Annotated in this window: 31 protein-coding genes and 1 tRNA gene; 21 read left to right on the forward strand and 11 right to left on the reverse strand. The window is 65.2% G+C overall.

The features are described from left to right. Positions 1-90: 90 nt before the first annotated feature. Entirely contained in the window at positions 91-1053 is a 963-nt protein-coding gene (locus P9230_RS29905; RefSeq protein WP_095776910.1) for a sugar-binding protein, read from the reverse strand. A gap of 543 nt (positions 1054-1596) precedes the next feature. Here P9230_RS29905 and P9230_RS29910 point away from each other — a divergent pair. The 4 genes from P9230_RS29910 to P9230_RS29925 all read left to right on the forward strand — a co-directional run bounded on the left by P9230_RS29910 (position 1597) and on the right by P9230_RS29925 (position 5143). Further along, the gene (locus tag P9230_RS29910) at positions 1597-2712 is read left to right on the forward strand and encodes a LacI family DNA-binding transcriptional regulator (protein WP_278121531.1); all 1116 of its coding nucleotides are present in this window, start codon (positions 1597-1599) and stop codon (positions 2710-2712) included. Positions 2713-2777: 65 nt separating this feature from the next. Then, on the forward strand, positions 2778-3863 hold the full coding sequence (locus P9230_RS29915) for a nitronate monooxygenase (RefSeq protein WP_278086081.1): 1086 nt from the start codon (positions 2778-2780) through the stop codon (positions 3861-3863). A gap of 104 nt (positions 3864-3967) precedes the next feature. After that, positions 3968-4207 (forward strand): hypothetical protein, encoded by a 240-nt coding sequence (locus P9230_RS29920; protein WP_278086082.1) that lies wholly within the window; start codon positions 3968-3970, stop codon positions 4205-4207. A gap of 135 nt (positions 4208-4342) precedes the next feature. Next, entirely contained in the window at positions 4343-5143 is an 801-nt protein-coding gene (locus P9230_RS29925; RefSeq protein WP_278121533.1) for a class I SAM-dependent methyltransferase, read from the forward strand. Between the two features lie 91 nt (positions 5144-5234). Here the strand turns inward: P9230_RS29925 and P9230_RS29930 are convergent. The 3 genes from P9230_RS29930 to P9230_RS29940 form a co-directional block, all read right to left on the reverse strand. Then, positions 5235-5311: transfer RNA gene (locus tag P9230_RS29930), tRNA-Arg, on the reverse strand. A 256-nt stretch (positions 5312-5567) separates the two neighbouring features. Continuing rightward, the gene (locus tag P9230_RS29935) at positions 5568-6494 is read right to left on the reverse strand and encodes a DUF1003 domain-containing protein (RefSeq protein WP_278121535.1); all 927 of its coding nucleotides are present in this window, start codon (positions 6492-6494) and stop codon (positions 5568-5570) included. A 342-nt stretch (positions 6495-6836) separates the two neighbouring features. Then, positions 6837-7760, reverse strand: coding sequence for a D-alanyl-D-alanine carboxypeptidase family protein (locus P9230_RS29940; RefSeq protein WP_278121582.1), 924 nt, complete (start codon positions 7758-7760; stop codon positions 6837-6839). Between the two features lie 283 nt (positions 7761-8043). On the opposite strand from P9230_RS29940, the gene P9230_RS29945 reads away from it, so the two are divergent. The 3 genes from P9230_RS29945 to P9230_RS29955 all read left to right on the forward strand — a co-directional run bounded on the left by P9230_RS29945 (position 8044) and on the right by P9230_RS29955 (position 10329). Next, positions 8044-9150, forward strand: a complete 1107-nt coding sequence (locus P9230_RS29945; RefSeq protein WP_278121537.1) for a hypothetical protein — start codon at positions 8044-8046, stop codon at positions 9148-9150. Positions 9151-9273: 123 nt separating this feature from the next. Continuing rightward, complete coding sequence (locus tag P9230_RS29950) at positions 9274-9885, forward strand: nucleoside triphosphate hydrolase (RefSeq protein WP_278121539.1); 612 nt, start codon at positions 9274-9276, stop codon at positions 9883-9885. Positions 9886-10029: 144 nt separating this feature from the next. Further along, positions 10030-10329 (forward strand): hypothetical protein, encoded by a 300-nt coding sequence (locus P9230_RS29955; protein ID WP_278121541.1) that lies wholly within the window; start codon positions 10030-10032, stop codon positions 10327-10329. Between the two features lie 6 nt (positions 10330-10335). On the opposite strand, the gene P9230_RS29960 is transcribed toward P9230_RS29955, so the two are convergent. The 3 genes from P9230_RS29960 to P9230_RS29970 form a co-directional block, all read right to left on the reverse strand. Beyond that, entirely contained in the window at positions 10336-11040 is a 705-nt protein-coding gene (locus P9230_RS29960) for a glutathione S-transferase N-terminal domain-containing protein (protein ID WP_278121543.1), read from the reverse strand. A 195-nt stretch (positions 11041-11235) separates the two neighbouring features. Next, positions 11236-12444: a beta-ketoacyl-[acyl-carrier-protein] synthase family protein gene (locus P9230_RS29965; protein WP_067323955.1), complete on the reverse strand. Its 1209-nt coding sequence runs from the start codon at positions 12442-12444 to the stop codon at positions 11236-11238. A gap of 4 nt (positions 12445-12448) precedes the next feature. Next, positions 12449-12703: an acyl carrier protein gene (locus P9230_RS29970; protein ID WP_040975089.1), complete on the reverse strand. Its 255-nt coding sequence runs from the start codon at positions 12701-12703 to the stop codon at positions 12449-12451. Positions 12704-12900: 197 nt separating this feature from the next. On the opposite strand from P9230_RS29970, the gene P9230_RS29975 reads away from it, so the two are divergent. Genes P9230_RS29975 through P9230_RS29995 form a run of 5 tightly spaced genes read left to right on the forward strand, consistent with a single transcriptional unit; the run spans position 12901 to position 15281 of the window. Beyond that, positions 12901-13743 (forward strand): urease accessory protein UreD, encoded by an 843-nt coding sequence (locus P9230_RS29975; protein WP_278121583.1) that lies wholly within the window; start codon positions 12901-12903, stop codon positions 13741-13743. Between the two features lie 37 nt (positions 13744-13780). Then, positions 13781-14083 (forward strand): urease subunit gamma, encoded by a 303-nt coding sequence (locus P9230_RS29980; protein WP_066999125.1) that lies wholly within the window; start codon positions 13781-13783, stop codon positions 14081-14083. Positions 14084-14093: 10 nt separating this feature from the next. After that, the gene (locus tag P9230_RS29985) at positions 14094-14348 is read left to right on the forward strand and encodes a DUF1272 domain-containing protein (protein ID WP_066999128.1); all 255 of its coding nucleotides are present in this window, start codon (positions 14094-14096) and stop codon (positions 14346-14348) included. 26 nt (positions 14349-14374) lie between these two features. Next, positions 14375-14968: a HupE/UreJ family protein gene (locus P9230_RS29990; RefSeq protein ID WP_278121544.1), complete on the forward strand. Its 594-nt coding sequence runs from the start codon at positions 14375-14377 to the stop codon at positions 14966-14968. A 7-nt stretch (positions 14969-14975) separates the two neighbouring features. After that, positions 14976-15281: an urease subunit beta gene (locus P9230_RS29995; protein WP_067323963.1), complete on the forward strand. Its 306-nt coding sequence runs from the start codon at positions 14976-14978 to the stop codon at positions 15279-15281. 20 nt (positions 15282-15301) lie between these two features. On the opposite strand, the gene P9230_RS30000 is transcribed toward P9230_RS29995, so the two are convergent. After that, positions 15302-15820 carry a hypothetical protein gene (locus P9230_RS30000; RefSeq protein ID WP_245299678.1) on the reverse strand — a complete coding sequence of 173 codons (519 nt, stop codon included), beginning with the start codon at positions 15818-15820 and terminating at the stop codon, positions 15302-15304. Between the two features lie 117 nt (positions 15821-15937). After that, complete coding sequence (locus tag P9230_RS30005; RefSeq protein WP_278121546.1) at positions 15938-16309, reverse strand: hypothetical protein; 372 nt, start codon at positions 16307-16309, stop codon at positions 15938-15940. 164 nt (positions 16310-16473) lie between these two features. Here P9230_RS30005 and ureC point away from each other — a divergent pair, with 164 nt between their 5' ends. The 7 genes from ureC to P9230_RS30040 all read left to right on the forward strand — a co-directional run bounded on the left by ureC (position 16474) and on the right by P9230_RS30040 (position 22027). Beyond that, positions 16474-18189 carry an urease subunit alpha gene (ureC, locus tag P9230_RS30010; RefSeq protein ID WP_278121584.1) on the forward strand — a complete coding sequence of 572 codons (1716 nt, stop codon included), beginning with the start codon at positions 16474-16476 and terminating at the stop codon, positions 18187-18189. Positions 18190-18291: 102 nt separating this feature from the next. Then, positions 18292-18897 carry a glutathione S-transferase family protein gene (locus P9230_RS30015; RefSeq protein ID WP_127240515.1) on the forward strand — a complete coding sequence of 202 codons (606 nt, stop codon included), beginning with the start codon at positions 18292-18294 and terminating at the stop codon, positions 18895-18897. Further along, positions 18894-19463: an urease accessory protein UreE gene (gene ureE, locus P9230_RS30020; RefSeq protein WP_278054968.1), complete on the forward strand. Its 570-nt coding sequence runs from the start codon at positions 18894-18896 to the stop codon at positions 19461-19463. Before P9230_RS30015 ends, ureE begins: the two co-directional genes overlap by 4 nt. Continuing rightward, positions 19456-20127 carry an urease accessory protein UreF gene (locus tag P9230_RS30025; protein ID WP_278121585.1) on the forward strand — a complete coding sequence of 224 codons (672 nt, stop codon included), beginning with the start codon at positions 19456-19458 and terminating at the stop codon, positions 20125-20127. The genes ureE and P9230_RS30025 overlap by 8 nt, the downstream gene beginning before the upstream one ends. Beyond that, on the forward strand, positions 20124-20564 hold the full coding sequence (locus P9230_RS30030; RefSeq protein WP_095799094.1) for a DUF3995 domain-containing protein: 441 nt from the start codon (positions 20124-20126) through the stop codon (positions 20562-20564). The genes P9230_RS30025 and P9230_RS30030 overlap by 4 nt, the downstream gene beginning before the upstream one ends. Further along, complete coding sequence (gene ureG / locus P9230_RS30035) at positions 20561-21193, forward strand: urease accessory protein UreG (protein WP_095799095.1); 633 nt, start codon at positions 20561-20563, stop codon at positions 21191-21193. The genes P9230_RS30030 and ureG overlap by 4 nt, the downstream gene beginning before the upstream one ends. 66 nt (positions 21194-21259) lie before the next feature. Then, entirely contained in the window at positions 21260-22027 is a 768-nt protein-coding gene (locus tag P9230_RS30040) for a class II aldolase and adducin N-terminal domain-containing protein (protein ID WP_067324682.1), read from the forward strand. Between the two features lie 196 nt (positions 22028-22223). Here P9230_RS30040 and P9230_RS30045 read toward each other — a convergent pair whose 3' ends face one another. Then, the gene (locus tag P9230_RS30045; protein WP_066999155.1) at positions 22224-22856 is read right to left on the reverse strand and encodes an HAD family phosphatase; all 633 of its coding nucleotides are present in this window, start codon (positions 22854-22856) and stop codon (positions 22224-22226) included. A 204-nt stretch (positions 22857-23060) separates the two neighbouring features. On the opposite strand from P9230_RS30045, the gene P9230_RS30050 reads away from it, so the two are divergent. Then, positions 23061-24020, forward strand: a complete 960-nt coding sequence (locus P9230_RS30050; RefSeq protein WP_278086095.1) for a sugar-binding transcriptional regulator — start codon at positions 23061-23063, stop codon at positions 24018-24020. A 63-nt stretch (positions 24021-24083) separates the two neighbouring features. Here P9230_RS30050 and P9230_RS30055 read toward each other — a convergent pair whose 3' ends face one another. After that, positions 24084-24269, reverse strand: a complete 186-nt coding sequence (locus P9230_RS30055) for a hypothetical protein (protein WP_095782167.1) — start codon at positions 24267-24269, stop codon at positions 24084-24086. A 110-nt stretch (positions 24270-24379) separates the two neighbouring features. On the opposite strand from P9230_RS30055, the gene gcvA reads away from it, so the two are divergent. Further along, positions 24380-25288 carry a transcriptional regulator GcvA gene (gene gcvA, locus P9230_RS30060; protein WP_278121550.1) on the forward strand — a complete coding sequence of 303 codons (909 nt, stop codon included), beginning with the start codon at positions 24380-24382 and terminating at the stop codon, positions 25286-25288. Positions 25289-25342: the final 54 nt, after the last annotated feature.

A 25342-nucleotide genomic window follows, 5' to 3' on the forward strand; every position in this document is an offset into this window, starting at 1 on the left:
CCCCCCCCCCCCCCCCCCCCCCCCCCCCCCCCCCCCCCCCCCCCCCCCCCCCCCCCCCCCCCCCCCCCCCCCCCCGCAACTGTGCATCGATTACTTGCCGGCCATCGCCTTCAGGTTGGCGGCATAGGCGTCGACATCGTCCTTGCCGATGATCTTGGTCGGCACGATGATCAAGCCGTTGGCCGGAATGCCCGACTTGTCGCCCTTGAGGTAGGCGGCCATCAGCTTCATGCCCTGATAGGCCCATTCGAAGGGCTGCTGCACCACGGTCGCGGCAACCGTGCCTTCCTTGACGCCCCCCAGCGTGATCGGATCGTCGTCGAAGCCGACGACGGTGATCTGGCCGAGCTTGCCGGCGTCGCGAAGCGCCTCATAGATGCGCGGCGTATTGTAGGAGTAGAAGCCGACCATGCAGGTGATGTCGGGGCTGGCGACCAGCGCGTCCTCGACATTCTTCTTGGCCCGTGCCTGGTCGATGTCGTCGCCCCGCACGTCCACCAGCTCGATCTTGCTGCCGGCAAGCCCCTCCTTCATGCCCTCGATGCGCTCCTTGGCATTGTCGGCGCCGAGCAGGCCGACGAAGCCCAGGCACTTGCCGCCGTTCGGCATCGCCTTCTTGGCGATCTCGGCCGCCTGCTTGCCGGCATCGACGTTGGACGAGCCGATATAAGCGACGCGCTTGGTCTGCGGGGCGTCGCTATCGGTGGTGAACAGAGCGGTCTCGGACGCGATCTTGTTCAGCCCGTCGGTCGAGGTCTTGGGGTCGACTGCCGACACCATGATGCCCTTCACGCCGGCCGTCACCAGGTCGTCCATCAGCCGCTGCTGGATGGCGACCGACGACTGCTCGGGATATTTCAGCTCGAGATTGTAGTCGGGCAGTTCGCCCTGCGCCTTCTTCACGCCGGCTTCCGCGGCCTTCCAGAAGTCTGACGCGCCGTTGACGACAAAGGCCAGCGTCGGCTTGTCGTCGGCGCGCACGGCTGCGCTGGCCGTCAGGCCAATAGCCAAGGCCGCCGCGGCGACGGACGCGTTGCGTATCATGGATTTCATGCTTCAACCTCCCTTTTGAAACTCATCGCTGCTGTCTCGGCTGCGGCCTGGACGCCCTCCTCCTCAAGGGTCTGGCACCTAAGTCCGGGGCCGATCCAGCCGCGACCGAAACACTAGACACAGATTTGACGTTCGTAAATAGTCCGATTTGTCTGACATTTTCGTGAGGATGAGGGCAGCCCTCTTCCGGCAAATTGCCGGGCAGCGAACCTGCGCTCCTCCCAGATGCCGTCGCCGCAGCTCGCCCGGCGACGCGTTGACAGTAGATCGCTTACCGATATTAGTAAATAGTATTAGTCGCGGGATCGGACCGGCGCCCCAGCCACGGCGAACCGGGTGCCGCGGTGGGCGCCGGCGGAAGCAGGATTTGCGCTGGTCGGGTCGGCAAAACTCGGCAAAACTGACAGCTTTGCTGACCTTTTTGGCCATTTTGCCGCCGCGTGCCGTGGCTGGTGCCAACGCCCTTGTTAGTGATAATAGTTATAAGCATACCCGCTCGGTGGCGGGCTTTGCGGAACAGCCCGGCAGGTTTGGGAAAAGACCATGAGCGAACCGACGCAACTGCGCGATCCACGGGAAACGTCCAGACGCCGCAAGGCCTCGGCCAAGCCCAAGGGCCGGGTCACCATGACCGATATAGCGAGGGCCGCCGGCTGTTCGCAGGCGACGGTCTCTTTCGTGCTCAACAATTCGCCGGGCATCAGGCTGTCGCAGCAGACGCGCGACCGTGTGATCGAGGCAGCCAGAGCGCTGGGCTATTCGCCGCCGGTCTTTTCAGCTTTGCGTCCGCCCGTCACGCCCTTCGAAGGGCTGGATGGCGTCATCGGCTTTGCCGTCGATCAGCTCGCCACCAGCCCCGAGGCGGTTGTGGCCATCGAGGGCGCGCGGCAGGCCTCCTGGAATGCCGGCAACGTGCTCTTGGTGGCGCAGACCATAGGTGACGCCGTCATGGAGCCGCGTGCCATCCAGGCGCTCACCCGGCGCGGCCTCTCGGCGCTGATCTACATGACCATCTTCACCCGTGAGATCACCGCGCCCGAGTTCCTCTACAGCCTCGACATTCCAGTCATCCTGCTCAACTGTTACACCGCCGACTATGCCTTCCCGGCCGTGGTGCCTTCCGAGATCGCCGGCGGCCAGAGCTCCACGCGGCATCTGATCAGCCGCGGCCACCGCCGCATCGCCACCATCACCGGCGAACCGTGGATGCAGGCGGCGCAGGATCGGCTGAAGGGCTATCGCCGCGCTTTGGCCACCGCCGACATCCCCTTCGATCCGGACCTGGTGGTGGAGGGCGACTGGTCGGCCAGCGCCGGTTATGCCGCGACGGTGAAGCTGCTTGCGCTGAAGGACCGCCCGACCGCCATCTTCTGCCAGAACGACCGCACGGCGATCGGCTGTTACGAAGCGCTGAAGGAGGCCGGCCTGCATATCCCCGGCGACATTTCCGTGATCGGCTATGACGACGAGGAGATCGCCCGCCACCTCTTCCCGCCGCTGACCACATCGATCCTGCCGCATCTGGCGATGGGCCAATGGGCGATCGAGCAATTGGAGGCACCGCCGACGCCCGGCCGCGGCCGCTATCCCATCACCAAGCTTGAATGCCCGCTGGTGGAGCGGGAGAGCGTGGGAGCGTGCCTCGCACAATTCCGGTGACCCCGTCTTGATCCAGGCCTATGATGGATTGCGCGTGTTCCTTTCCCGACACAGGAAAAACGCTCGTGTGGCCGAACCGTCGTTTATGCGATCTCTTAAAGATCGAGCACCCGATCATCCAGGCTCCGATGGCCGGCTCGGCGACTCCGGAACTCGCCGCCGCAGTGAGCAACGCCGGCGGGCTGGGATCGCTCGGCTGCGCATCGATGCTGCCGGACGGCTTGCGCACCGCTGCGCGCCAGCTGCGCGCCTCGACCGAGCGTCCCTTCAACCTCAATTTCTTTGTTTTTCCCAGACCGGACACCAGCGACGCCGTACTGACCCAGGTCATCGACAGGTTGCGGCCCTACTACGAGGAGCTGTCGCTCGACGAACCCTCGCGGAGGCTTCCGCCGAGCGGACCGGGTTTCGACGAAGAAAAGCTTGAACTGCTGCTCGAGATCCGGCCACCGGTCGTCAGCTTCCATTTCGGCATTCCGGACGCGGCCGCGGTCGCCAAGTTGAAGCAGTCGGGGATCGTGGTTCTCAGCACCGCGACGAATGTCGCCGAGGCGCGCCAACTCGCCGACGGCGGAGCCGACGCGGTCATAGCGCAGGGCTGGGAGGCAGGTGGCCACAGGGGATCGCACGCCCCCAACCGTCCCGGTGACGGCGTGGGAACGTTGGCGCTGGTTCCCCAGGTCGTGGATGCCGTCAAGCTGCCGGTCATTGCCGCCGGAGGCATCGCCGACGGCCGCGGCATAGCGGCCGCCTTCGCGCTTGGCGCCAGCGGCGTGCAGATCGGCACCGGCTTCCTGTCTTGCGACGAGGCCGGCACCGACGGACCGCGCCGAGCCCTGATCCGCGCCGCCACGGACATGGACACGATGGTCACCGATGCCTTCACCGGCCGCGCGGCGCGGGCAAGACGCACCCGCTTCGCCTTGGAGATGGAGGTGAACCGGGCGCGCCTCCCCGACTTTCCGCAAATGGTTGCGCTCAGCGCTCCGCTCGGCGAGGCCGGTGCAAAAGGAGATTTCGCCTTTCATCTCTATGGGCAGGCGGCCGCCTTGAACCGGGAGCTTCCTGCCGGCGAATTGATGCAGACGCTCGTGGCCGAAACCGGTGAGGTGTTCGAAGCGCTCTCGACCGGCAAAACGACGCCTGCGTGAGCGAAGTCTCCACTCGTAGACGCCGCGGACAGGTTGCAATCCGGACTGCGAAAAGATCGGCCGGCAGGCAGGCATGCCATCCGGGCGCGATCGATGATGCTGGCATGGGCGGCATGGGGCGGCCGCCCAACTCGGCCAGTTTTGCCGCCATATGCGCTCTGGTGATCTGCGGCTGCGAAGCGCACATGGCGATCTCGATCACGCTGCGGAAACACGTCGGCATCCTCGCTTGCGGCGGCGAAAAGCCGGGCCATGACTGGATTCGGCGGCGGACTGGCAACGCCTCCGCCGGCGCGTTCATCTCGGCGATCCGGGCTCGCTCGGCGGCAATCTGTTTGCGATAGAGCGGACTGGCGCTCGGCCTCGGTATCGTATGCTCCTGCCAACGCCCACCTGTGCGATCTCGGGACCGAGGCTGGTTTCGTTGCTTGGCATGGTTCCCGCGTGGGTCTAGGCTGAAACCAGCAAGGGAGGACGGGATGACATCAAGCTTCACCGTTCACGCCGCATTCGGCTATGAGCAACTCATGGGCCGCTGGAGCCGCAGGCTCGCGCCCAAGTTCATCGACTTCGTCGGCCTGGCCGGCGGCGAGAAGATCCTCGACGTCGGCTGCGGCACCGGCAGCCTGACCTTCGAACTGGCGAAGTCGCGCGATCTCGCCGAAATCCAGGCCATCGACTTCTCATCCGTCTTCGTCGCGGCGGCGAAGGAGAGGAACACCGATCCGCGCATCACTATTGAGCAGGCGGACGCCACGGCGCTGCCTTTCGAGGACAATGTGTTCGACCGTGCGCTGGCGCTGCTGGTGCTTCACTTCGTGCCGGAGAGCGGCAAGGCGGTGGCCGAGATGCGCCGCGTAACGCGGCCGGGCGGCGTGGTCGCCGCCGTTGTGTGGGACCATCTTGGCGGCATGCCGGCCATGCGCATGATGATCGACACCGTTGCCGCGCTCAGCGAAAGCGGCCGCCAGATGCGCAATCGCTACTGCTTCCAGCCGATGCTGCAGCCCGGCGAAATGAAGCGGACCTTTGTCGAACAGGGCCTCGCCGACGTCACCGAAACCGAACTGATGGTCCGCATGGATTACCAGAACTTCGACGACTACTGGGCGCCGATTGCCGCCGGCGAAGGCCCGCTCGGCAAATATATGACCACGCTCGACGCAGCCGAGCGGACCCGCACGGAGGCTGCAGTACGCGATGCCTATGAGGCCGGTCGTGCCGATGGGCCGAGGTCTTTCGCCAGCGTCGCCTGGGCCTGCCGCGGCATCGTGCCCTGACCTTCAGCGCCATCTGAGCTGCGCGCGGACGGCGTCGCGGGAACTGCGGTCGCCTAGCCGGCCAGTGCCAGCAGCCAGCGGTGCCAATAGATGGCGCACCCGACAGGATTCGAACCTGTGACCTCTGCCTTCGGAGGGCAGCGCTCTATCCAGCTGAGCTACGGGTGCTTCCCGGGAAACCGGAAAACGAACCAGCCGGTGAGCCGGCCAGCCACGGCTTCTTAGCGGAAGCCGCTCCGGGCTTCAACGGGCAATTGGCTTGGCGGAATATTCGCCGTAGCGGACAGGCTCGCATTCGTCCGATGGAGGTGCTGGAGTCGAGAACGAGCGGTCCCAACTGATGTAGGCTCGGAGGCCGGCGGCCCCACTTCGGCAATGCATCGCGACTTCCGAGCGTTGTTCAGGCGCAAGCTCTCGCCAGCCCTCACCCCTCCACCTCGCTCTTCGCCACCCTCCGCTGCACCCCGCGCGTCGCCCGCTTCTGCTTCTTCGCGGTCAGCTCGTGCATGGCATCAAGCTGCATCTGCTGCATCTCGGCCAGGCGCTGCCATTGGCGTGAGATCAGGTAGTCGAGCTTTTCGTGCAGGTGCCGCACTTCGAGCTCGGCCTTGAGGTTCACCCGGTAGTCGTTGAAGGAGCGCAGCCGGTCCTTCGCCTCCTGCCGCTTCTGGCTCATCATGATGATCGGCGCCTGGATGGCGGCGATGCAGGATAGGAGCAGGTTGAGCAAGATGAATGGGTAGGGATCAAAGGCGGCGGCCGCGCCCTCGAAGAGGTTGAGGCCGATCCAGATCAGAAGCACCGCCGCGAACGAGATCAGGAACCACCAGCTGCCGCCGAAGGCCGCCATGTCGTCCGAGACGCGGTCGGCGAAGGAGCGGCGCTCCTCGAACTCTTCTTCCGAGTTTTCCGAGATCGTGTCCTGTCTGGCGATCGATTCCACCACCTGGCGGTCGAGCTCGGAGAATTCGCCATGCTCCTGCTGCAGCAATTCCTCCATGTAGCGCATGCGGTAGCGGGCGAGCTCCTCGCGGCTGATGCGGGCGCCGCGCGGCAGGTCGGGATGGTCGGAGCGGATGCGGTCGGCGAGGCTCGGCCTCAGGTCGTCGACGCGCACCAGGTCGCGCTTGCGGAACTTTCGGCCGCTGATCGCCGACGGTTTTTTCTTGGGCTTTGCGCGCGCCGCGCCGGGCAGCTGCGGCTCCGAATCCGGCACCTCCGGCGCTTCGAGGATCTCGTCCGCCGCCTCATGCTGATCTTCCGGCACGGTGGCCGCCTCGAGGTATTCGCCGCCCGAGTCGTTTTCGTTGTCGGCTATTGTCTGCGCGGATGCCTTTGGGTCGCCGGCCATGCTCAGTGCTCCTCTTCTCGGGCTTCGATACGATACGCCGAGCCGGCGCGGCATATCCATCGCGACTGTGAAGCTGGTGTGACCGAACAAGTTGTTGTGATGGATGGATGTGCTTTTGGCGCGCAAAGACATAGATCCAATTCTGGGAAGATTTGGCTGAAAGGGCTTGCTGAGCAACAGCAAATCTCTCGGGGCAGCGCCACCGTCGAAAGCATTAATCCTGCCTCACTGGCGCCAATGGTCACCGCCGGCTGGCCTATCCTGGCCCTGTGGGCGGCCGCCCCGCCAAACCGCATCAGGGCCAAGGCGGTCGCTTGAACAAGCGCCGCCACTCGGGCTTCGCTACTGCGCCGGCAAACCGGGCAGCGACGAACTTGGCGCGGGCAAACCCGGAAGCGCCGAACCGGCCGGCTGCTGCCCGGCGTACATCACCCGCGTCTGGGCATCGGCGCTCATCGGCGCCAAGCTGCGCTGGATCAGCGCCTCGACATGGTCGTTGCGCTGGCGCGCGCTTTGGGCGCCCATCACCACCACGATCAGATGCCTGCCGTCGGCATTGTAGGAGGTGACGATGTTGTAGCCGGAGGCGCGGATATAGCCGGTCTTGATGCCGTCGACGCCGCGCACCCGTCCCAGCATGTCGTTATGGCCGCGCACCAGCCGGCCGCGGAACATGAAATCGCTTTCGGAGAAATAGTGGAAATGCTGCGGGAAGCGGCGCTGGAGCGCGATGCCCAGCACCGCCATGTCGCGCGCCGTCGTCACCTGGCCGTCGTCGGGCAGGCCGCAGGCGTTGCGGAAGTGGGTGCTGGTCATGCCGAGCTGGCGCGCCTTGGCGGTCATCATGGCGGCGAACTGCCCCTCGCTGCCGCCGCCGAGATATTCGCCCACCGCCACCGCCACGTCGTTAGCCGACTTCACCACCATGGCGCGGATGGCGGAATCGACGTCGATCATCTCGCCGCGCCTGAAGCGCAGCTTCGTCGGCGGCTGCGCGGCGGCGTGGTTGGATACCGGGATCTGCGTCTCCTTGCTCACCCGGCCGCTCTCCAGCGCCTCGAACAGCATGTAGAGCGTCATCATCTTGGTCAACGACGCCGGATAGCGTTGCGCCGTCGAATTGACCTCGAACAGCGTCTTGCCGGTCGAAGCGTCGACCACGATCGCCGCATATTTCTGCGGCTGCGCCGGCACGGTCAGCACGGTTTCCGGCGGCGCGGCGGTGGTGCAGCCGGCAATGAGGAGCAGCAGCACCAGCGCGGTCATCAATTTCTGGAGGAGCGAAAGCGGAGTGGACAAGATTGTTCAAAAACGGTTGCTGAGATGCGGCGAAGCTAGCGTACCGCATCCGCCCCGTCCAACTGGTTAACGGCGGGAATGAGGCATTTGCCCAGCTTTTGGCGGTTTGCAGGAGGTTGCATTGCCTTCAAGGTCGGCAGCGCCGAGTTCGAGAATTGGTGGTATTCGCCTGATGCAAAATGCCTATCGCCCTGCTTGCGCCGCTGCCGCCGGTCAGGCTTTGTTGTCACCGAAGATTCGAGGTTTGGCAATGGACACCCTCACGATCAACGCAAAAGGCATCTCGGTCTCCCTCGATCTCGCCGTCGGCCACATCGCCGCCCTGGAAATCGAGGCCGATGGCCGCCGCTTGAAGCCGCTGCACCGTGCGCCCTGGGTCGGCTCGCCGCGCGCGACGTTGCCGGAAAACCTCCCCGAAGGCACGGTGCGCCTGTCCGGCGACTTCCTCTGCGCGCCGTTCTCCACCAGCGATGTCGAAGCTGCTCCCCTCCACGGTTGGACGGCCAACAGCGAGTGGGATGTCGTCGAAAGCAGTGCCATCTCCGGCGGCTGGCGCGCCGTCTTCCGCTTGCGCCGCAAGGTGATGGGTGCTTCCGTCGACAAGGTCTTCACGCTCCGCGACAACCATCCCTTCCTCTACCAGGAACACATCTTCTCCGGCGGTTCCGGCGCCATTTCCGTCGCCCACCATCCGATGACGGCGATGCAGGACGGCGGCCGGCTCGCCTTCTCGCCGAAACGTCTGGCGGTCACGCCTGAGACCCCTCTGGAGCCCGATCCGGCGCGCGGCCGGTTTCGCCTGGCCTATCCCGCCCGCGCCACCGACCTAACCCGTTTCCCGCTCGCGGCCGGCGGCACCGCCGTTCTCGCCGACTACCGCATGGAAGACCGGCGCGAGGATTTCATCACCCTCGTCGAGGACGATCATGGCGGGCCGGGCTGGACGGCGCTCGCCCGCCGCGCCGAGCAGGATCTGGTGCTGGTGCTGAAGAACCCGGCCGAGCTGCCGGTCACCATGCTGTGGTTCAGCAATGGCGGGCGCGACTATGCGCCCTGGGGCGGCCGCCATGTCGGCGTGCTCGGCATCGAGGACGGCCGCGCCGCGGTCGGCCACGCCGCCTCGCTCGGCGACAACTGGCTGAAGCATGAAGGCGTGGCGACGGCCTTCGCGCTTGCCGAAGGGCGCAGCGTCTCCTTCCGCCACGTCATCGGCGCGGTTCCGGCAGCCGACGTCGAACCTGCGGGCAGCATCGAAACCGCGCAGGACCGATTGCGCGTCCTTACCCCGAATGGCTCAGCGAAGGAGATACCGTTCGACGGCGAGTTCCTGCGCATCGGCCGTTCCATACCCGCCTGAGGCCCTTGCTCCGCCATAGGATGCCGACCGATCTCAAGGGCGCGCGGCAGAGCCTTATAACCGTTTGAAATTTCTCCCCAGTGCCGCCAAGATGCGGCCGGAGTCGCTAGCGAAGAGGCGCTGATGTCCGACTTAGCCCATATCACTGCCGCCATCTTCAAGCGCGCCGGCAAGGCCAGGCGTTTCGTCGTTGCCATTGCCGGCCCGCCGGGAGCCGGCAAGTCGACCATATCGGGCAGGCTGCATGAATTGCTGCCGGAGGGCACGTCCGAAGTCGTGCCGATGGACGGCTTCCACTATGACGACATCGTGCTCAACCGGCGCGGCCTGCGCGCGCGAAAAGGGGCGCCGGAAACCTTCGATTTTGCCGGCTTCGAGACGCTTTTGAAGCGGATCCGCTCCGGCGAGCCGGACATTGCCATTCCGGTCTTCGACCGCACCATCGAACTCTCGCGCGCCGCCGCCGAGATCATATCCGCCGACACCAAGTTCATCCTGGTCGAGGGCAACTATCTGCTGCTCGACGAGGAGCCGTGGTCGCGGCTGGCAGAGCTGTTCGATTTCACCATTTTCGTCGATGTCCCGCGCGACGAGCTCGAGCGCCGGCTGATGGAGCGCTGGCGCGGCCATGGCAAGTCCGACGAGGACGCCCGCGCCTGGATCGCCTCCAACGACATGCCCAATATCGAGCGCGTGCTGGCGCGCCGCAGGGAGGCCGACCTGGTGATTGGTTAACCTGCTCAATTTTCACCATTTTCGGGCGGGAACCTTAAGATTTACAGGTCGTTATCTCCATGACCCGAATTGTCCGGCACTGACGCGATTCCAGGAAAGTGTGTAACGGTTTCCGGAATTGCGCGAATAACAGGAAACCGTCTTATGGCAACCAAGACCAGAAAACCCGCGCCTGCAAGAAGCAGAGCCAATCAATCCAGAGCTGGTGCCGCTCCGGCGACCGCCGAGCGCTCCAAGGACGCCAAGCCAAGCTTCGGCAAGGCGGCGCCCAAGAAGGTCGTGCCCGGCACGGCGCACAAGGCTCCCGCCAAGCCTCATAAGCCGGCGGCAAGGTCGGGGCCGATCCGCACTGTGGCAAGCGTCGCGACCGGCGCGGTGGTGGCCACCGCGCGGCTTGCGGCATCGGTGCTCGGCCGGGGCGGCGCCAAAGCCAAGCCCAAATAGAGCGACTCAGCCCCTGGCCGGGATGGTCAGGCCCCTCTGCACGGCGGGCCGTGCGAGGCCGCGCTCCAGCCATGCCGCGACACCGGGGAAATCGTCGAACCCGACCAGATCGCGCGCTTCGTAGAAGCCGATTAGATTGCGCACCCAGCCGAGCGTTGCGACGTCGGCGATGGTGAACTCGTCATCCATGATCCATTGCCGGCCCTTGAGCCGCGTTTCCAGGACGCCGATGAGGCGCCGCGACTCGTCGCGATACCGCTCCAGCGGGCGCTTGTCGGCGATCTCGCGCCCGGCGAATTTGTTGAAGAAGCCGACCTGTCCGAAGATCGGGCCGATCGCGGCCATCTGGAAGAACACCCACTGGATCGTCTCGTAGCGCCGGATGGGATCGGCCGGGATCAGCTTGCCGGTCTTGTCGCTGAGGTAGAGCAGGATGGCGCCGGATTCGAACAGCCCGATCGGCTTGCCGCCGGGCCCGTTCGGATCGATGATCGCCGGTATCTTGCCGTTCGGGTTGAGCGACAGGAACTCCGGCGTCCAGCTCTCGTTCTTGCCGATGTCGACCGGATGCGGTTCATAGGGCAGGCCGATCTCCTCCAGCGCGATCGAAATCTTCACGCCGTTGGGCGTCGGCCATGAATAGAGCTGCAGGCGATCGGGATGCTTGGCCGGCCAGCGCTTGGCGATCGGAAAGGGGGACAGGTCGGTCATCGGGGCTCCGGATGCGGATGGGCGCGTGGCGGCGCGCGTGGCGGGTGGGCAAGACTTAGGACCCCGGCCCTCTGGGATCAATATGGCCGGCAATCGCCCCCCATGGACGGTCAGTCAACCGGCACCCGCAAGGATGGGAACGCGTCCGGCGCCGGCGAGCGCCCGCGTCGGGTCGCCCATCTCAGATCGCCCGTCTCAGATCGCCTTGAAGGCCAGCACGGCATTGGTGCCGCCGAAGGCAAAACTGTTGCTCAGTGCTGCGCGCACCTTGCGCTCGCGCGCCACATTCGGCGTCACGTCGAGATCGCATTCGGGGTCCGGCTCGCGGAAATTTGCAGTCGGCGGCACGATGGCGTCGCGGATCGCCATGACGCAGGCGATCATCTCCAGCCCGCCCGAGGCGCCAAGGCAATGCGCATGCATCGACTTGGTCGAGGAGACCGAGAGTGCGCTCACATGCTCGCCGAAGACGCGTTTGATCGCCGCGGTCTCGATCTGGTCGTTCGCCTTGGTGCCGGTGCCATGCGCATTGAGATAGTCGACGTCCTCGGGATTGAGCCCTGCATCCACCAGGCAGAAGCGCATCGCCGCTTCCGGTCCCTCGACGGTCGGCGCGACGATGTCGGAGGCATCGGCCGAGAGGCCCGCGCCGGCGATCTCGGCAAGGATAGTGGCGCCGCGCGCCATTGCGTGGTCGTAGCTTTCCAGCACCGCCATGCCGGCGCCTTCGCCGAGCGACAGGCCCTGGCGGTCGGCAGAGAACGGCCGGCAGGTGTCGGGCGAGAGCACGCGCAGCGCCTCCCAGCCCTTGAGCACGCCCCAGACCAGCGGCGCCTCGGTGCCGCCGGCGACCATGACGTCGGCGCGGCCGAGCCGGATCTGGTCGACGGCCGAGGCGATGGCATGATTGGCCGACGCGCAGGCCGAAGTGACGCCGAACACGGGTCCGCGCAGGCCGAGACTCATGCTGACCTGGCCGGCGGCCGCGCCTGGCATAACCTTCGGCACGGTGAAGATAGCAGCGCGGTTGCGCCCCTCGATCAGGATCGCGCGGTAATTCTCCTCGATCGTTTCGAAGCCGGCGACGCCAACGCCGACAACGGCACCCATCCGATAGGTGTTGTCGGTATGCGCGACCAGTCCGGACTGCCGCATCGCTTCGCGCGCCGCGATCACCGCCAGCAGGCTGAAGCGGTCCATCGACACCACCTGCTTGCGGTCGATGCCGTGATCGGGCAACGCCTTGATTTCGGAGCCGACCTTGACCTTCAGGTCATGCAGCGAAGGATTGTCGATCGGGCCGATTGCCGAGCGGCCGGCGCGCATGGCGTCCCAGATCGCCGGCACATCGGTGCCGAGCCCGCATATTCCGCCAATGCCGGTGATGACGACGCGCTTGAGCATGCAGTCAGGCTTTTTTCGCGATCAGTTCGCGAACCGCCTCGACCATGTCGCCGACGTTCTTGAGGTTGCTCCAGGCGTCGACCGTGTTCATCTCGATCTCGATGCCGTACTTCTCCTCGAGATCGAAGATGATCTCGGTCAATTCCAGCGAATGGATCCCCAGCGTGTTGAGATCCGTGCTCGGCGTGATTTCTTCGCCGCCAGGTTCGGCATGCGCTTTGATCTTTTCGATGATTTCGGTCGTCAGCTGGTCAGCCATTCGGTTCCTTCCCCTGTCGTTTTCCGACGCCAACTGATCAGCGCCCCTGTGTCCCCGGATTCACAAACGTCGTCGCCCCTTACCTCGCCAGGAATCCGTGTGACCGCTCCAAGGTGGCTCCCTCTATAGAAACCGAAACGATGTCAAGCAACAAGCTATATATCGACAAAGCCGGTGGAGTGCTTAACGTTGGCGCCGTGGACACGATCGACGATATCCTGATTTCGCTGCCTGCCGCGCAACGTGTTGCCGGGCGAGGCAGGCTTTTCTGCGGCAAGAGCGGCGGCAGGACCCGCCTTCAACGTCTCTATCAGGACGGATCGGCGAAGATTCGCATGCCGGCGGTGCAAGGCGACCCGCTCGAGGCCGTGCTGATCAACACGGCCGGTGGGCTGACCGGCGGCGACCGGCTTGGCTGGGAGATCGAGGTCGGCGAGGGCGCCTCGGCATCGATCACCACCCAGGCCTGCGAGAAGATCTATCGCGCCGCATCCGACCGGGCCGAGACGAAGGTCAGCCTCACGGTTGGCGCCGGCGGCAGCATTGCCTGGCTGCCGCAGGAAACCATCGTTTTCAACCGCGCGGTCTTTGCCCGCGCGCTGCATGTCGAGCTGGCGGTCGAGGCCGAGGCGCTGCTCCTGGAGGCGACGCTGTTCGGCCGGCTTGGGATGGGCGAACGGACGGTCCTGGGCAATTTCCATGACCGCTGGCGGGTTCGCCAGGGTGGCAGGCTCATCCACGCCGAGGACTTTCGTATCGGCCCGGATATCGCGGCCGGGCTCCAGCGCCAGGCCGTGGCCGGTGGCGCGCTTGCAATTGCAACGATGCTTCTCGTCTCCCCGCGTGCGGAAACCATGCTGGAGCCTGCCCGCGCGATTATCGGTGATCGGGGTGGCGCCAGTTTCTGGAGCGTCGGGCAATCTGGCAAGCTTCTTGCGAGGCTCACCGCCGGCGACGGCTACCAGCTCCGCAAGCGGCTGGTTCCGCTCGTCGAGCTGCTCAACGGACGGGCTGGCCTGCCCAAATTATGGTCACTTTGACCTTCGAATACTTTGATCTTGAGTACCGAGAAGACGCATGAACCTGACGCCGCGTGAAAAGGACAAGCTGCTGATCGCCATGGCGGCGATCGTGGCGCGCAAGCGAATGGAACGCGGCGTCAAGCTCAACCACCCCGAGGCGATCGCGCTGATCACCGATTTCGTCGTTGAGGGCGCCCGCGACGGCCGCTCGGTGGCCGAGCTGATGGAAGCCGGCGCCCATGTCGTCACGCGCGCCCAGGTCATGGACGGCATTGCCGAGATGATCCACGACGTCCAGGTCGAGGCGACATTTCCCGACGGCACCAAGCTGGTGACCGTGCACGAACCGATCCGGTGAGCAGGATCCGATGCTGGAACTCAGACCCAATTGCGAATGCTGCGACAAGGATCTGCCGCCCGAGGCGGCGGATGCGCTGATCTGCACCTTCGAATGCACCTTCTGCGCCGATTGTGCGCAAGATGTTCTCGGCGGCGTCTGCCCGAACTGCGGCGGCAATTTCGCGCCGCGGCCGATCCGGCCGGCGGCAAAGTTGAAGAAATACCCGGCCTCGACCAAACGCGTGCTCAAGGCCGGGGGCTGCGGCCCCCGCAAGGCCGCCTGAGTCGGCAATTCGAAAAGGACCCGCCCATGACTTCCGCTTCGACGAAACGCACCGCGCTTGCCGCGATCCTCTTCCTGGCGGCGGCGATGCCGGCTTACGCCCATGTCGGCGTCGGCACGACCTCGTCCCTCACGGCGGGCTTCATGCACCCGCTGTCGGGCCTCGACCATATGACCGTCATGATCGCGGTCGGCCTGTGGGCGGCGATGAAAGGCGGCAAGGCGGTGTGGGCATGGCCGCTCGCCTTTGTCGGCGCGATGGTGGCGGGCGCAGCACTCGGCATGCTGCAGGTGCCGGTGCCTTTCGTCGAGCCGGGTATCCTCGCTTCGGTTGTTGCCCTCGGGTTGCTGGTGGCGCTGGCGGTCGACCTGCCGGTCTCGGCGGGTGTGGCCATCATCGGCCTGTTCGCCCTGTTCCACGGCCATGCGCATGGCACTGAAGTGCCGGAGAATGCCGGCGGCCTCGAATATATGGCGGGTTTCGCCGTGGCGACGGCGCTTCTTCATGGCATCGGCATCGCGGCCGCGCTCGGACTTGGGCTCCGCTTCCGCGCCCTGGCGCGTCTTGCCGGCGCCGCCTGCGCGACGGTCGGCGCTGGCCTTGCCTTCGGCGTGATGTGAGGCCGCGATGATCCCCGGCGAAATCATTACGGCAAAGGGCGACATCGAGTTGAACAAGGGCCTGCCGACGGTGACGCTCAAGGTCGCCAACAGCGGCGACCGTCCGATCCAGGTCGGCAGCCACTATCATTTCTTCGAGACCAACGAGGGACTGAAATTCGCCCGCGAACGCGCCCGCGGCATGCGGCTCGACATCGCCGCCGGCACGGCCATGCGCTTCGAGCCGGGCCAGGAACGTGACGTCACGCTGGTGCCGCTCGGCGGCAGGCGCGAGGTCTATGGATTTCAACAGAAGGTTATGGGCAAGCTGTGAGGCGTGGCGGCGCGCTCAAATCACTTCGGCGGCTTGGCGGCCGCGTAAATGACGACCTTCCCGGGATTGTCGAACTCGACGGCAAGCACGTCCTCGGCCTGCACGCGCCGCGAATCGATGGCGTTGAAGAGCAGGGCGTTCGCTTCGATCTCCTGCCGCAGCTCCGCGACGTCTTCCTGATGCTGCTTTACCTTGTTCTCGATCGCAGGCGGCGGCCCGCCTTCGCTGCGCGCGGCATCCGTCAGGAAAACGATATCGACGGTATCCAGCTTGGTCGTCTTGCGCACGGTGCCGATATTGTCGCGCGTGCGGTCGATGGCGGTGATGACCTTGCCGGCCTCCGTCTTCGACAGCGCCTCCTCCTGCCGCACATCGGAATCGACGATCGTCGCGCCCGGCTTGGTGCTGTCCAGTGGCGGCTTGCCGTCCGCCGGCTGCGCGGGGAACGCTGGGGCGGCGACCACGAGAAGCATGGCCACCACAAGGGCTGGAAAGACAAGGGCTGGAAATCCTGTTCCGGGGCACGGGGCGCTCGCCATCGCTCGCTCCTGGTTGAACTTGTGGCGGGGCGAAAAAGGCGAAACGAGTCTTGTTTGCGGGAGGTTCCGTTCGCGATGATGCTGACGGGCCTGCAACCGGCCCGCCAGCGTTGGTCGTCAGCTCGCCTTCTTGGTGATCAGCGTCAGCGCGCCATTGGGCTGCAGGCTGGCGGCGATCACCTGCGCCGAGCTCATTCCCTTGGCTTCGAGCGCGGACTTCACCTTGGGTGTCGCGTCGATCGATTTGCGCAGGGTCTGCAGGCCGGCGTCGCCGCGTTGGGCGACGATCTGATTGACCTGCGTCTGCGTGTCCTTTGGCAGTTCCGTAATATCGACGATGCTGACGCTCTCGATCGCCGGCGCCTTGGGTGCGGCGGCAGCAGGTGCCGCAGGCGCCGGGCTCGGCTGCGGCGCGGGCTGCTGCTGCGCGCCGGCCGCACCCGCCATCATCAAGCTGGCGGCGGCCGCCAAAAGTATCGTCTTTCGCATGGATATTCCTTCCCTCGGTTTGGAAAACGGTCGTTTTGGGCTGACTCGGTCACCTCAACCGCCAAATGGGATCGGAAGGTGTCGTCGAGCGGGTCATTGCATGACCATTGGATGGCGACAATGTGCGCTCCGCGCCCACACAAACTCGCTTTTGGGAGCAATCGCTGATGGCAAGAATTTCCCGTGCCGCCTATGCGCAGATGTACGGCCCCACGGTCGGCGACAAGGTGCGGCTTGCCGACACCCAACTCTTCATCGAGGTCGAGAAGGATTTTACCGTCCATGGCGAGGAAGTGAAATTCGGCGGCGGCAAGGTCATCCGCGACGGCATGGGCCAGAGCCAGGTATCTAGGGCGGGCGGCGCCGTCGACACCGTCATCACCAACGCGCTGGTCGTCGACGCGCTCGCCGGGATCGTCAAGGCCGATATCGGCCTGAAGGACGGTCGCATCGCCGCGATCGGCAAGGCAGGCAATCCGGACACCCAGGATGGCGTCACCATCATCATCGGTCCCGGCACTGAGATCATCGCCGGCGAAGGCAAGATCCTGACGGCCGGCGGCTTCGACGCGCATATCCACTTCATCTGCCCGCAGCAGATCGAGGAAGCGCTGATGAGCGGCATCACCACGATGCTCGGCGGCGGCACCGGTCCGGCGCATGGCACCTTGGCCACCACCTGCACTCCCGGCCCCTGGCACATGGCGCGCATGATCCAGTCTTTCGACGCTTTCCCGATGAATATCGGGCTGTCCGGCAAGGGCAATGCCTCAAAGCCGGTAGCGCTGGAGGAAATGGTGCTCGCCGGCGCCTGCTCGCTGAAGCTGCATGAGGATTGGGGCACGACGCCGGCCGCGATCGACTGCTGCCTTTCGGTCGCCGACGACTATGACGTGCAGGTGATGATCCACACCGACACGCTGAATGAGTCCGGGTTTGTCGAGAACACGGTTGCAGCGATCAAGGGCCGCACCATTCACGCCTTTCATACCGAGGGCGCCGGCGGCGGCCATGCGCCCGATATCATCAAGGTCTGCGGCCTGCCCAACGTCATCCCGTCATCGACCAACCCGACGCGGCCTTACACGGTCAACACCCTGGCCGAGCATCTCGACATGCTGATGGTTTGCCATCATTTGTCGCCGTCGATTCCCGAGGACATCGCCTTTGCCGAAAGCCGCATCCGCAAGGAGACGATCGCGGCCGAGGACATCCTGCACGACATCGGCGCCTTCTCGATCATCTCCTCCGACAGCCAGGCCATGGGCCGCGTCGGCGAAGTGGGCATCCGCTGCTGGCAGACCGCCGACAAGATGAAGCGCCAGCGCGGCGCGCTGGCTGAGGAGACGGGCGACAACGACAATTTCCGGGTTCGCCGCTATATCGCCAAATACACCATCAACCCGGCGATCGCGCATGGCCTGTCGAAGGAGATCGGCTCCGTGACGGCCGGGAAACGCGCTGATCTCGTGCTGTGGAACCCGGCCTTCTTCGGCGTGAAGCCGGAGATGGTGCTGGTAGGCGGCACAATCGCCGCCGCCCCGATGGGCGATCCCAACGCATCGATCCCGACGCCGCAGCCGATGCACTACCGGCCGATGTTCGGCGCCTACGGCAAGGCGCTGACCAACTCCTCGGTCACCTTCGTCTCCAAGGCGGCTTTTGATGCCGGCTTGCAGGGCAGGCTTGGCGTAGAGAAGGCGATGGTCGCGGTCGAGAACACGCGCGGCGGCATCGGCAAGCATTCGATGGTGCTCAACGACGCCACGCCGCATGTCGAGGTCGACCCTGAAACCTATGAGGTGCGCGCCGACGGCGAGCTCTTGACTTGCGAGCCGGCGACGGTGCTGCCGATGGCGCAGCGGTATTTTCTGTTTTAGCTACCGGATTTCATTCCTGCGGCTCTTCGACCTCATCGCCTGATCGTCATTGGGCTGATGGCTTGGATGGTCTAGGCTCCGGGAAAAGGCAGGATTCGAACCATGTACAAGGCCGTCGGATCACGAGGTTCCCGGGTCAGCCGCGTGCTCTGGATGCTCGAGGAGCTCGGGCAATCCTATGAGTTCGTAGAGGTGAAGCTGCGCTCGCCCGAGACCTATGCGCTGAACCCTTCCGGCAAGGTGCCGATCCTGATCGACGGCGAGCTGACGATCACTGATTCGGCGGCGATCTGCGTCTATCTGGCGCACAAGCATGCCGATAAGGGAATGGGCGCCGATCCCGGGCTCGCCGGCCGCGCCGAGTTGGATTCTTGGATGCATTTCGCGCAGAGCGAGTTCGAAGCGCCGCTGTGGAACAAATTGCGCCACCGCTTCATCCTGCCCAAGGAGCTGCGCGTCGATGTCGGCCCTGCCGCCGCCCATGATTTCGCTTCGGAAGTCAAGGCACTAGACCGCCGGCTCGGCGACAAGCCTTTTGCGCTCGGCGACCGCTTTTCCGCCGTCGACGTTCTGCTCGGCGATATGGGTGGTTGGGCGCGCGCCGGCCGGTTCTCGGTCGACTCAGATCGCGTCAACGCCTATTTCGATCGCGTGCTGTCGCGACCCGCCCGGGCGCGGGCGCAAGCCAATGGCGGAGCCATGAAATGAAGCTCAACATCAACACCGATTTCACCAAATTTCCGCGCGCCGTCTCGGTGCTCCCGGCCGGCGAGGGCGGAGCGGCGACACCTTTCGACAAGGCCATCTTGCCGCATGACGAGCGGCATTTGCGCCGTCGCGCCATCGAAACCGCCGGCGGCGACAGGCTGTTGGTCGATCTGCCCGAGCCGGTGGCTCTCGGCAATGGCGACCGGCTGGTGCTGGAGGACGGCCGCCAGCTCGAGATCGTCGCCGCGCCCGAAGAGGTCTACGACATCCGCGCCCGCGACACCGTGCATCTCACCGAGCTTGCCTGGCATATCGGCAACCGCCACCTCGCGGCGGCAATCGAGGCGGACCGTATCCTCATCCTGCGCGACCACGTCATCAAGGCGATGCTGGAAGGGCTCGGCGCCACGGTCAGCGAGGTGCTGGAACCGTTCAGTCCCGTGCGCGGCGCCTATTCCGGACATGGCCACGACCATGGCCATGCGCATGATCATCACGGCCACGACCATCACGATCATGATCACGCGCATGGCCATCATGACCACGACCACGATCACCATGGCTGACCAGCCGTCCGGTACCGCACTGCTGCGGCTGATGGCCTGGCTGTCGCCGTCCTTTCCGGTCGGCGGCTTCTCCTACAGTCATGGCCTCGAAAGGGCCGTGCATGACGGACTTGTCGCCGATCGCGGGGATCTCGCCGAGTGGCTGGAGACGCTGGTCGAGATGGGCTCGGGCTGGAACGATGCGGTGCTCTTTGCCGAAAGCTGGCGGCGCGCGCGTGACGGCGGCGATATCGCGGAAGTCGCCGCGCTTGCCGAGGCGCTTGCCGGATCGCAGCAGCGTCACATGGAAACCATGCTCCAGGGCGCCGCCTTCCAAAAAGCCGCCTCTGCCTGGCCCTGTCCCGCACTCGAGCGCCTGCCTGCGGATTGCCCCTATTGCGTCGCCGTCGGCGCGATCGCTGGCAGCCATGGCATCGGCCTGGCGGAAGCGCTGTCGGCCTTCCTGCAGGCCTTCTTCTCCAACCTCGTGCAGGCCGCTATCCGGCTCGGCGTTGTAGGACAGGTCGATGCCACAGCGTTGTTAGCCGGCTTCGAACCGTTGGCGCTCGCGACAGCTGCTCGCGCCGCGAACTCCACGCTCGATGATCTCGGCGGCTCGGCCTTGATATCCGACATTGCGGCGATGAAGCACGAAACCCAATATTCGCGTCTGTTCCGCTCATGATCATTCTTGCCTTTCTCCTCTCCCTCATCCTGCTGCTGATCACCACGCTGCATGTCTATTGGGGCATAGGCGGCATCTGGCCGGGAAAGGACGCGAAATCCTGCGCCCGCGCGGTCGTCGGCTTTCGCGGCGTCGATGACATGCCCTCGCCCGTCGCGAGCTTTGCCGTCGCCGCGTGCCTGGCGCTCGCCACCCTATGGCCACTGGCCCTTGAAGGCGTCTTCGCCTCGCCCTTTCCCAGGCAGGGCCTTGCCGCTACGGCGCTGCTTTTCGGCATCGTTTTCTTCGGGCGAGGCATCGCCGGCTTCACGCCCTGGTGGCGCGGGCTGACGCCGGAGCAGCCCTTCGCCCGGCTCGACCAGCGCATCTACTCGCCGCTCTGCCTGTTGATCGGGCTGGGCTTCGCAATCCTCGCCATCACGGAGTTTCCGGCATGAGCCAACCCAATGGTCCCCTGCGCATCGGCATCGGCGGCCCCGTCGGTTCCGGCAAGACGACGCTCACCGAAAAGCTCTGCAAGGCGCTGCGCGACCGGTTCTCGATCGCCGTCGTCACAAACGACATCTACACCAAGGAAGACGCCATGATGCTGGCGCGCCTGCAGGCACTGCCGGAGGAGCGCATCGTCGGCGTGGAGACCGGCGGCTGTCCGCACACGGCCATCCGCGAGGACGCCTCGATCAACCTGCGGGCGATCACCGAGTTGAACCGCAAATTCCCCGACCTCGACATCGTCTTCATCGAATCCGGCGGCGACAATCTCGCCGCCACCTTCTCGCCGGACCTTGCCGATCTGACCCTCTATGTCATTTCGGTCTGCCAGGGCGAGGAGATACCGCGCAAGGGCGGCCCGGCCATCACCCGCTCCGACTTCCTCGTCATCAACAAGAGCGATCTGGCGCCCTATGTGAACGTCAACCTGGACGTCATGCAGGCGGACGCCGCCCGCATGCGCGGCAAGCGGCCTTTCGGCTTCACCGATCTGTCGCGCGGCAAGGGTTTGCAGGAAGTGATCGAGTTCATCGTCGAGTTGGGCGGGCTGCAAACGGCGCGGCCTGCCGTCTGACCCATCAGTTTGCGGTTGCTGGCAGCCGCCATGCACGGCATGCTCGGCCAAACCGGAGGATTTTCGATGAGCCTTGCCCGTCTACAGAAGGAAACGCTGACCAACCTGCCTTATTACCAGGAGCGGGTCGATCTCGCCGCCGCCTTCCGCTGGACGGCGCGGCTCAACATGCATGAGGCGGTCGCCAATCATTTCTCGCTGTCGGTCAACGAGGACGGCACGAAGTTCCTGATGAACCCGAACCAGGTGCATTTCTCGCGTATCAAGGCGAGCGATCTGCTTTTGATCGACGCCAACGATCCCGAAACGCTCTCCGGCCCTAACGCGCCCGACCCGACGGCTTGGGGCCTGCACGGCGCCATCCACCGCAACGTGCCGCATGCGCGCTGCGCCATGCACGTGCATTCGATCCACGCCACGGTGCTTGCCTCGCTGGCCGACTCCACCTTGCCGCCGATCGACCAGAACTCGGCCATGTTCTTCAACCGCCATGTCGTGGACCCTCATTATGGCGGGCTGGCCTTCGAAGAGGAGGGCGAGCGCTGCTCGAGACTGCTCGTCGATCCCAAGGTCAAGGTGATGGTCATGGGCAATCACGGCGTGATGGTCATCGGGGATTCTGTCGCCGACACCTTCAATCGCATGTTCTATTTCGAGCGTGCCGCCGAGACCTACATCAAGGCGCTGTGGACCGGTCGGCCGCTGCGCACGCTCTCCGATGAGATCGCGGAAAAGACGGCGAGCGAGATGGACGACTATCCCGGCCAGGCCGAGCGCCACCTTGCGGAGCTGAAGGCAATCCTCGACGAGGAAGAGCCGGTCTACAGGAACTGAGCCGCGGTTGTGGGTGACACTGGAGGCTTGGCTTCGCCTATTTTCGAAGCCGGGCGCTGCCCCCACCCTTACCCTCTCCCCGTGAAGGGCGGTGAGAGGGGGATCGCCAGCGTCGGAGCGTGTCCCTTCTCCCCGTAGTCACGGGAGAAGGTGCCGGCAGGCGGATGAGGGGCAGCGCCGGCGTTGGCACGTCTTCTTAGAGACCCAATTGCGCCCGCAGTTCCTCGGCGCTGTTGATGACGATTGCGCCGGGCGGTCCTTCCATCGGCGCTTCCGGCCAGAAAATCGTCTTCATGCCGGCAGCCAGGCCGGCCATCGCGCCGGTGCGGCTGTCGTCGACCGCGACCGCGTCGGCCGGATCGACGCCGGCGAGATAAGCCGCGCGCAGGAAGGGTTCCGCATGCGGCTTGCCTTGGCGTACGTCGTTTCGGCTCACCGTGTGCATGCCGGGATAGACGAGACCGACCGCGCCGAGATTGGCGTCGACGATCAGCCGGTCGGAATTGGACACCACCGCCTGCTCGACGCCTAGCGCGCGCAATTGGTTGAACACCTCGATCGCGCCGGGCCGCGGCTTGAGCGTCTCGGCCATCGGCAGATAGTGGTCGTATTTGCGCACGATCCAGTCATCGAAGTGCAGGTCGAGGCCGAACTGGTCGCGCAGCATTTCGTAGACCGGCCATGCCGCGACGCCCAGCACGCGTTCGTGCAGGTCGGTCGGCGGCGTGATGCCGACGCTGCGCAAAGCGGCCACAAGTGCTGCCTCGTGCAGCGGCTCGCTGTCGACCAGCGTGCCGTCCATGTCCCAGAAAACCGCTTTCGGCGTCATGCAAGGCTCCTTTTGCCGATCCCTTAATGGGTTTCCGGTCAGAGATAAACCGCTCTCCCGGCAAATGCTTGAAGCGAGTCCCGAACAGGGCCAACCTTGGTCGGCAGCGGCGCAAGCAATTGCTCTTTCAACTTGACAATTGCGCAGGGCCGCTTTCGCTGTAATCTAGAGGGCCCGCTATTGTCGGGCTTGGGGAGGCAGAATGTGAACGCGCGACAGGAAACCGGCAGCACCAGGTTGGACGACGCCGCGCGGGCCGGCTGGCTCTACTATGTTGCCGGCAACACCCAGGATCAGATCGCCGCCAAGCTCGGTATTTCCAGGCAGACGGCGCAGCGGCTCGTCTCGCTGGCGATGTCGGAAGGGCTGATCAAGGTCCGCGTCGATCATCCGATCGCCAATTGCCTCGACCTTGCCGCGCGGCTGAAGTCGCGTTTCGCGCTCGATCTCGTCGAGGTGGTGCCGAGCGATCCGACCTCGTCCTCGACGACGATCGGCGTCGCCGAGGCGGCGGCTGCCGAAATCGAGCGGCGGCTGCGCTCCGCCGCCCCCATCGTCATGGCCATCGGCACCGGGCGCACCCTGAAGGCGGCGATCGAGCTGTTGCCGCCGATGGAGTGCCCGCAGCACAAGGTGGTGTCCTTGACCGGCAACATCTCGCCCGACGGCTCGGCCGCCTTCTACAACGTCATCTTCACCATGGCCGATCGGGTCAAGGCGCGCTCCTTCCCGATGCCGCTGCCGGTCATCGCCTCCTCGCCGGAAGAGCGCGACATGCTGCTCAGCCAGCCGATGATCCAGCCGACGCTGGCGCTGGCCGCGGAGGCCGACGTCACATTCGTCGGCATCGGAGATCTCGGCCCGAAGGCGCCGCTCTATGAGGACGGCTTCATCTCAGAGAGGGAACTGAAGGCGCTGCAGAAAGCCGGCGGCGTCGCCGAGATCGTCGGCTGGGTTTTCGACCGCGAAGGCCGCATGATCGAAGGCATCACCAACGACCGCGTTTCGTCCGCCGCCTTGCCGTCACGCGAGAAGTCCTTGGTCATCGCGCTTGCCATGGGCGAGCGCAAGCTGCCGGGCATCCTCGCCGCCGTGAACCGGCGTTTGGTCAACGGCCTCATCACCGACGAACGGACAGCCACCGCCCTGCTCGGCGGCGCGTGATCGTGATGCTGGGCTCGGGCCGAATCTGACGCGACGAGCCGTTGGCGATAAAAAGAAACCCGGCTATTTGTAGCGTCCATGCGGATCGTTGCCATCGAGGAAGCCCATGTCCCGCTGCAGGTGCTCCGACAGTTCTCGGACATCGACATAGCCGCGCCTGCGGCTGGCGAACCACGAGAATTCCCGCGCCAGCAGCGAAATCCATCCATGTATCGGGGTCGAATCGAGTTTTTCCTGCATCGGGGTCATGATCGTCAGCCTTCGCTATGCTTGAACTGGAGTGATCGTCGACCCCAAATATCGGGCTGATCGGCACGTGCTTCCAATCAAACGTCGATCATGACCCATAAAGAGGCCTTATGCCCGATCTGAGCTCCCGGCAGAATGTCCAGCTCCCGCCCCTGCAGGCGATTCGGGTGTTCGAGGCCGTGGCCAGACACCTCTCCTTCACCAAGGCCGCCGAGGAGCTCGGCATGACCCAGGCCGCCGCGAGCTATCAGATCAAGCTTCTGGAAGAGCGCATCGGCGCGCCGCTGTTCCTGCGCCGTCCACGGCAGATCGAGCTGACCGAACCCGGCCAGCGTCTTGCGCCGGCTGTCAGCGAGGCATTCGCGCTGCTGAGCGGCGCCTATGCGGCCGCACGAGCCGGCGCCGACGGCGTGCTTTGCGTTTCCACCCTGCTCACCTTCGCCTCGAACTGGCTGGCGCAGCATCTGGGATCCTTTCAGGTCGCGCACCCCTCGCTTGCCGTGCGCGTCGACACCTCGAACCGGGTCGTCGACTTCGCCCGTGAGGACGTCGACATCGCCATCCGTTCCGGCGGCGGCAAATGGCCCGGCGTGGAAACGCATATGCTGTTCAGGGCCGACTTCACCCCGGTGCTCAGCCCCAGGCTTGCGGCGAGCATCGGCGGCGTCAAGGAGCCGGCCGACCTGCTCAAGCTCCCCATCCTCGATCCCGGCGACATCTGGTGGCAGGAATGGTTCGCGCTCGCCGGCCTGCCCGCGGAGGAACTAGCCATCCGCCCCGGCACCAGCATGGGCGCGCAGGCCTATGAGGCCAATGCCGCGATGGCCGGGCAAGGTGTTGCGATCGTCACCAGCGCCCTGTTTAAGAACGAGCTTGCCGACGGCAGGCTGATCCAGCCCTTCGACCTTGTAGGAGACGACGGCCACGCTTACTGGCTCGTCTATCCCACGGCCCGGCGCAACGTGCCGAAGATCCGCGCCTTCCGCGATTGGATTCTCGCCGAGATCGCCTGTCAGTAGACCGGCATCACAGCCTGCCGTCTCCGCTACGCATCGCCCAGACGGGCGCGGCAT

Source organism: Mesorhizobium sp. WSM4887, from assembly GCF_029625865.1.
Classification (GTDB): domain Bacteria; phylum Pseudomonadota; class Alphaproteobacteria; order Rhizobiales; family Rhizobiaceae; genus Mesorhizobium.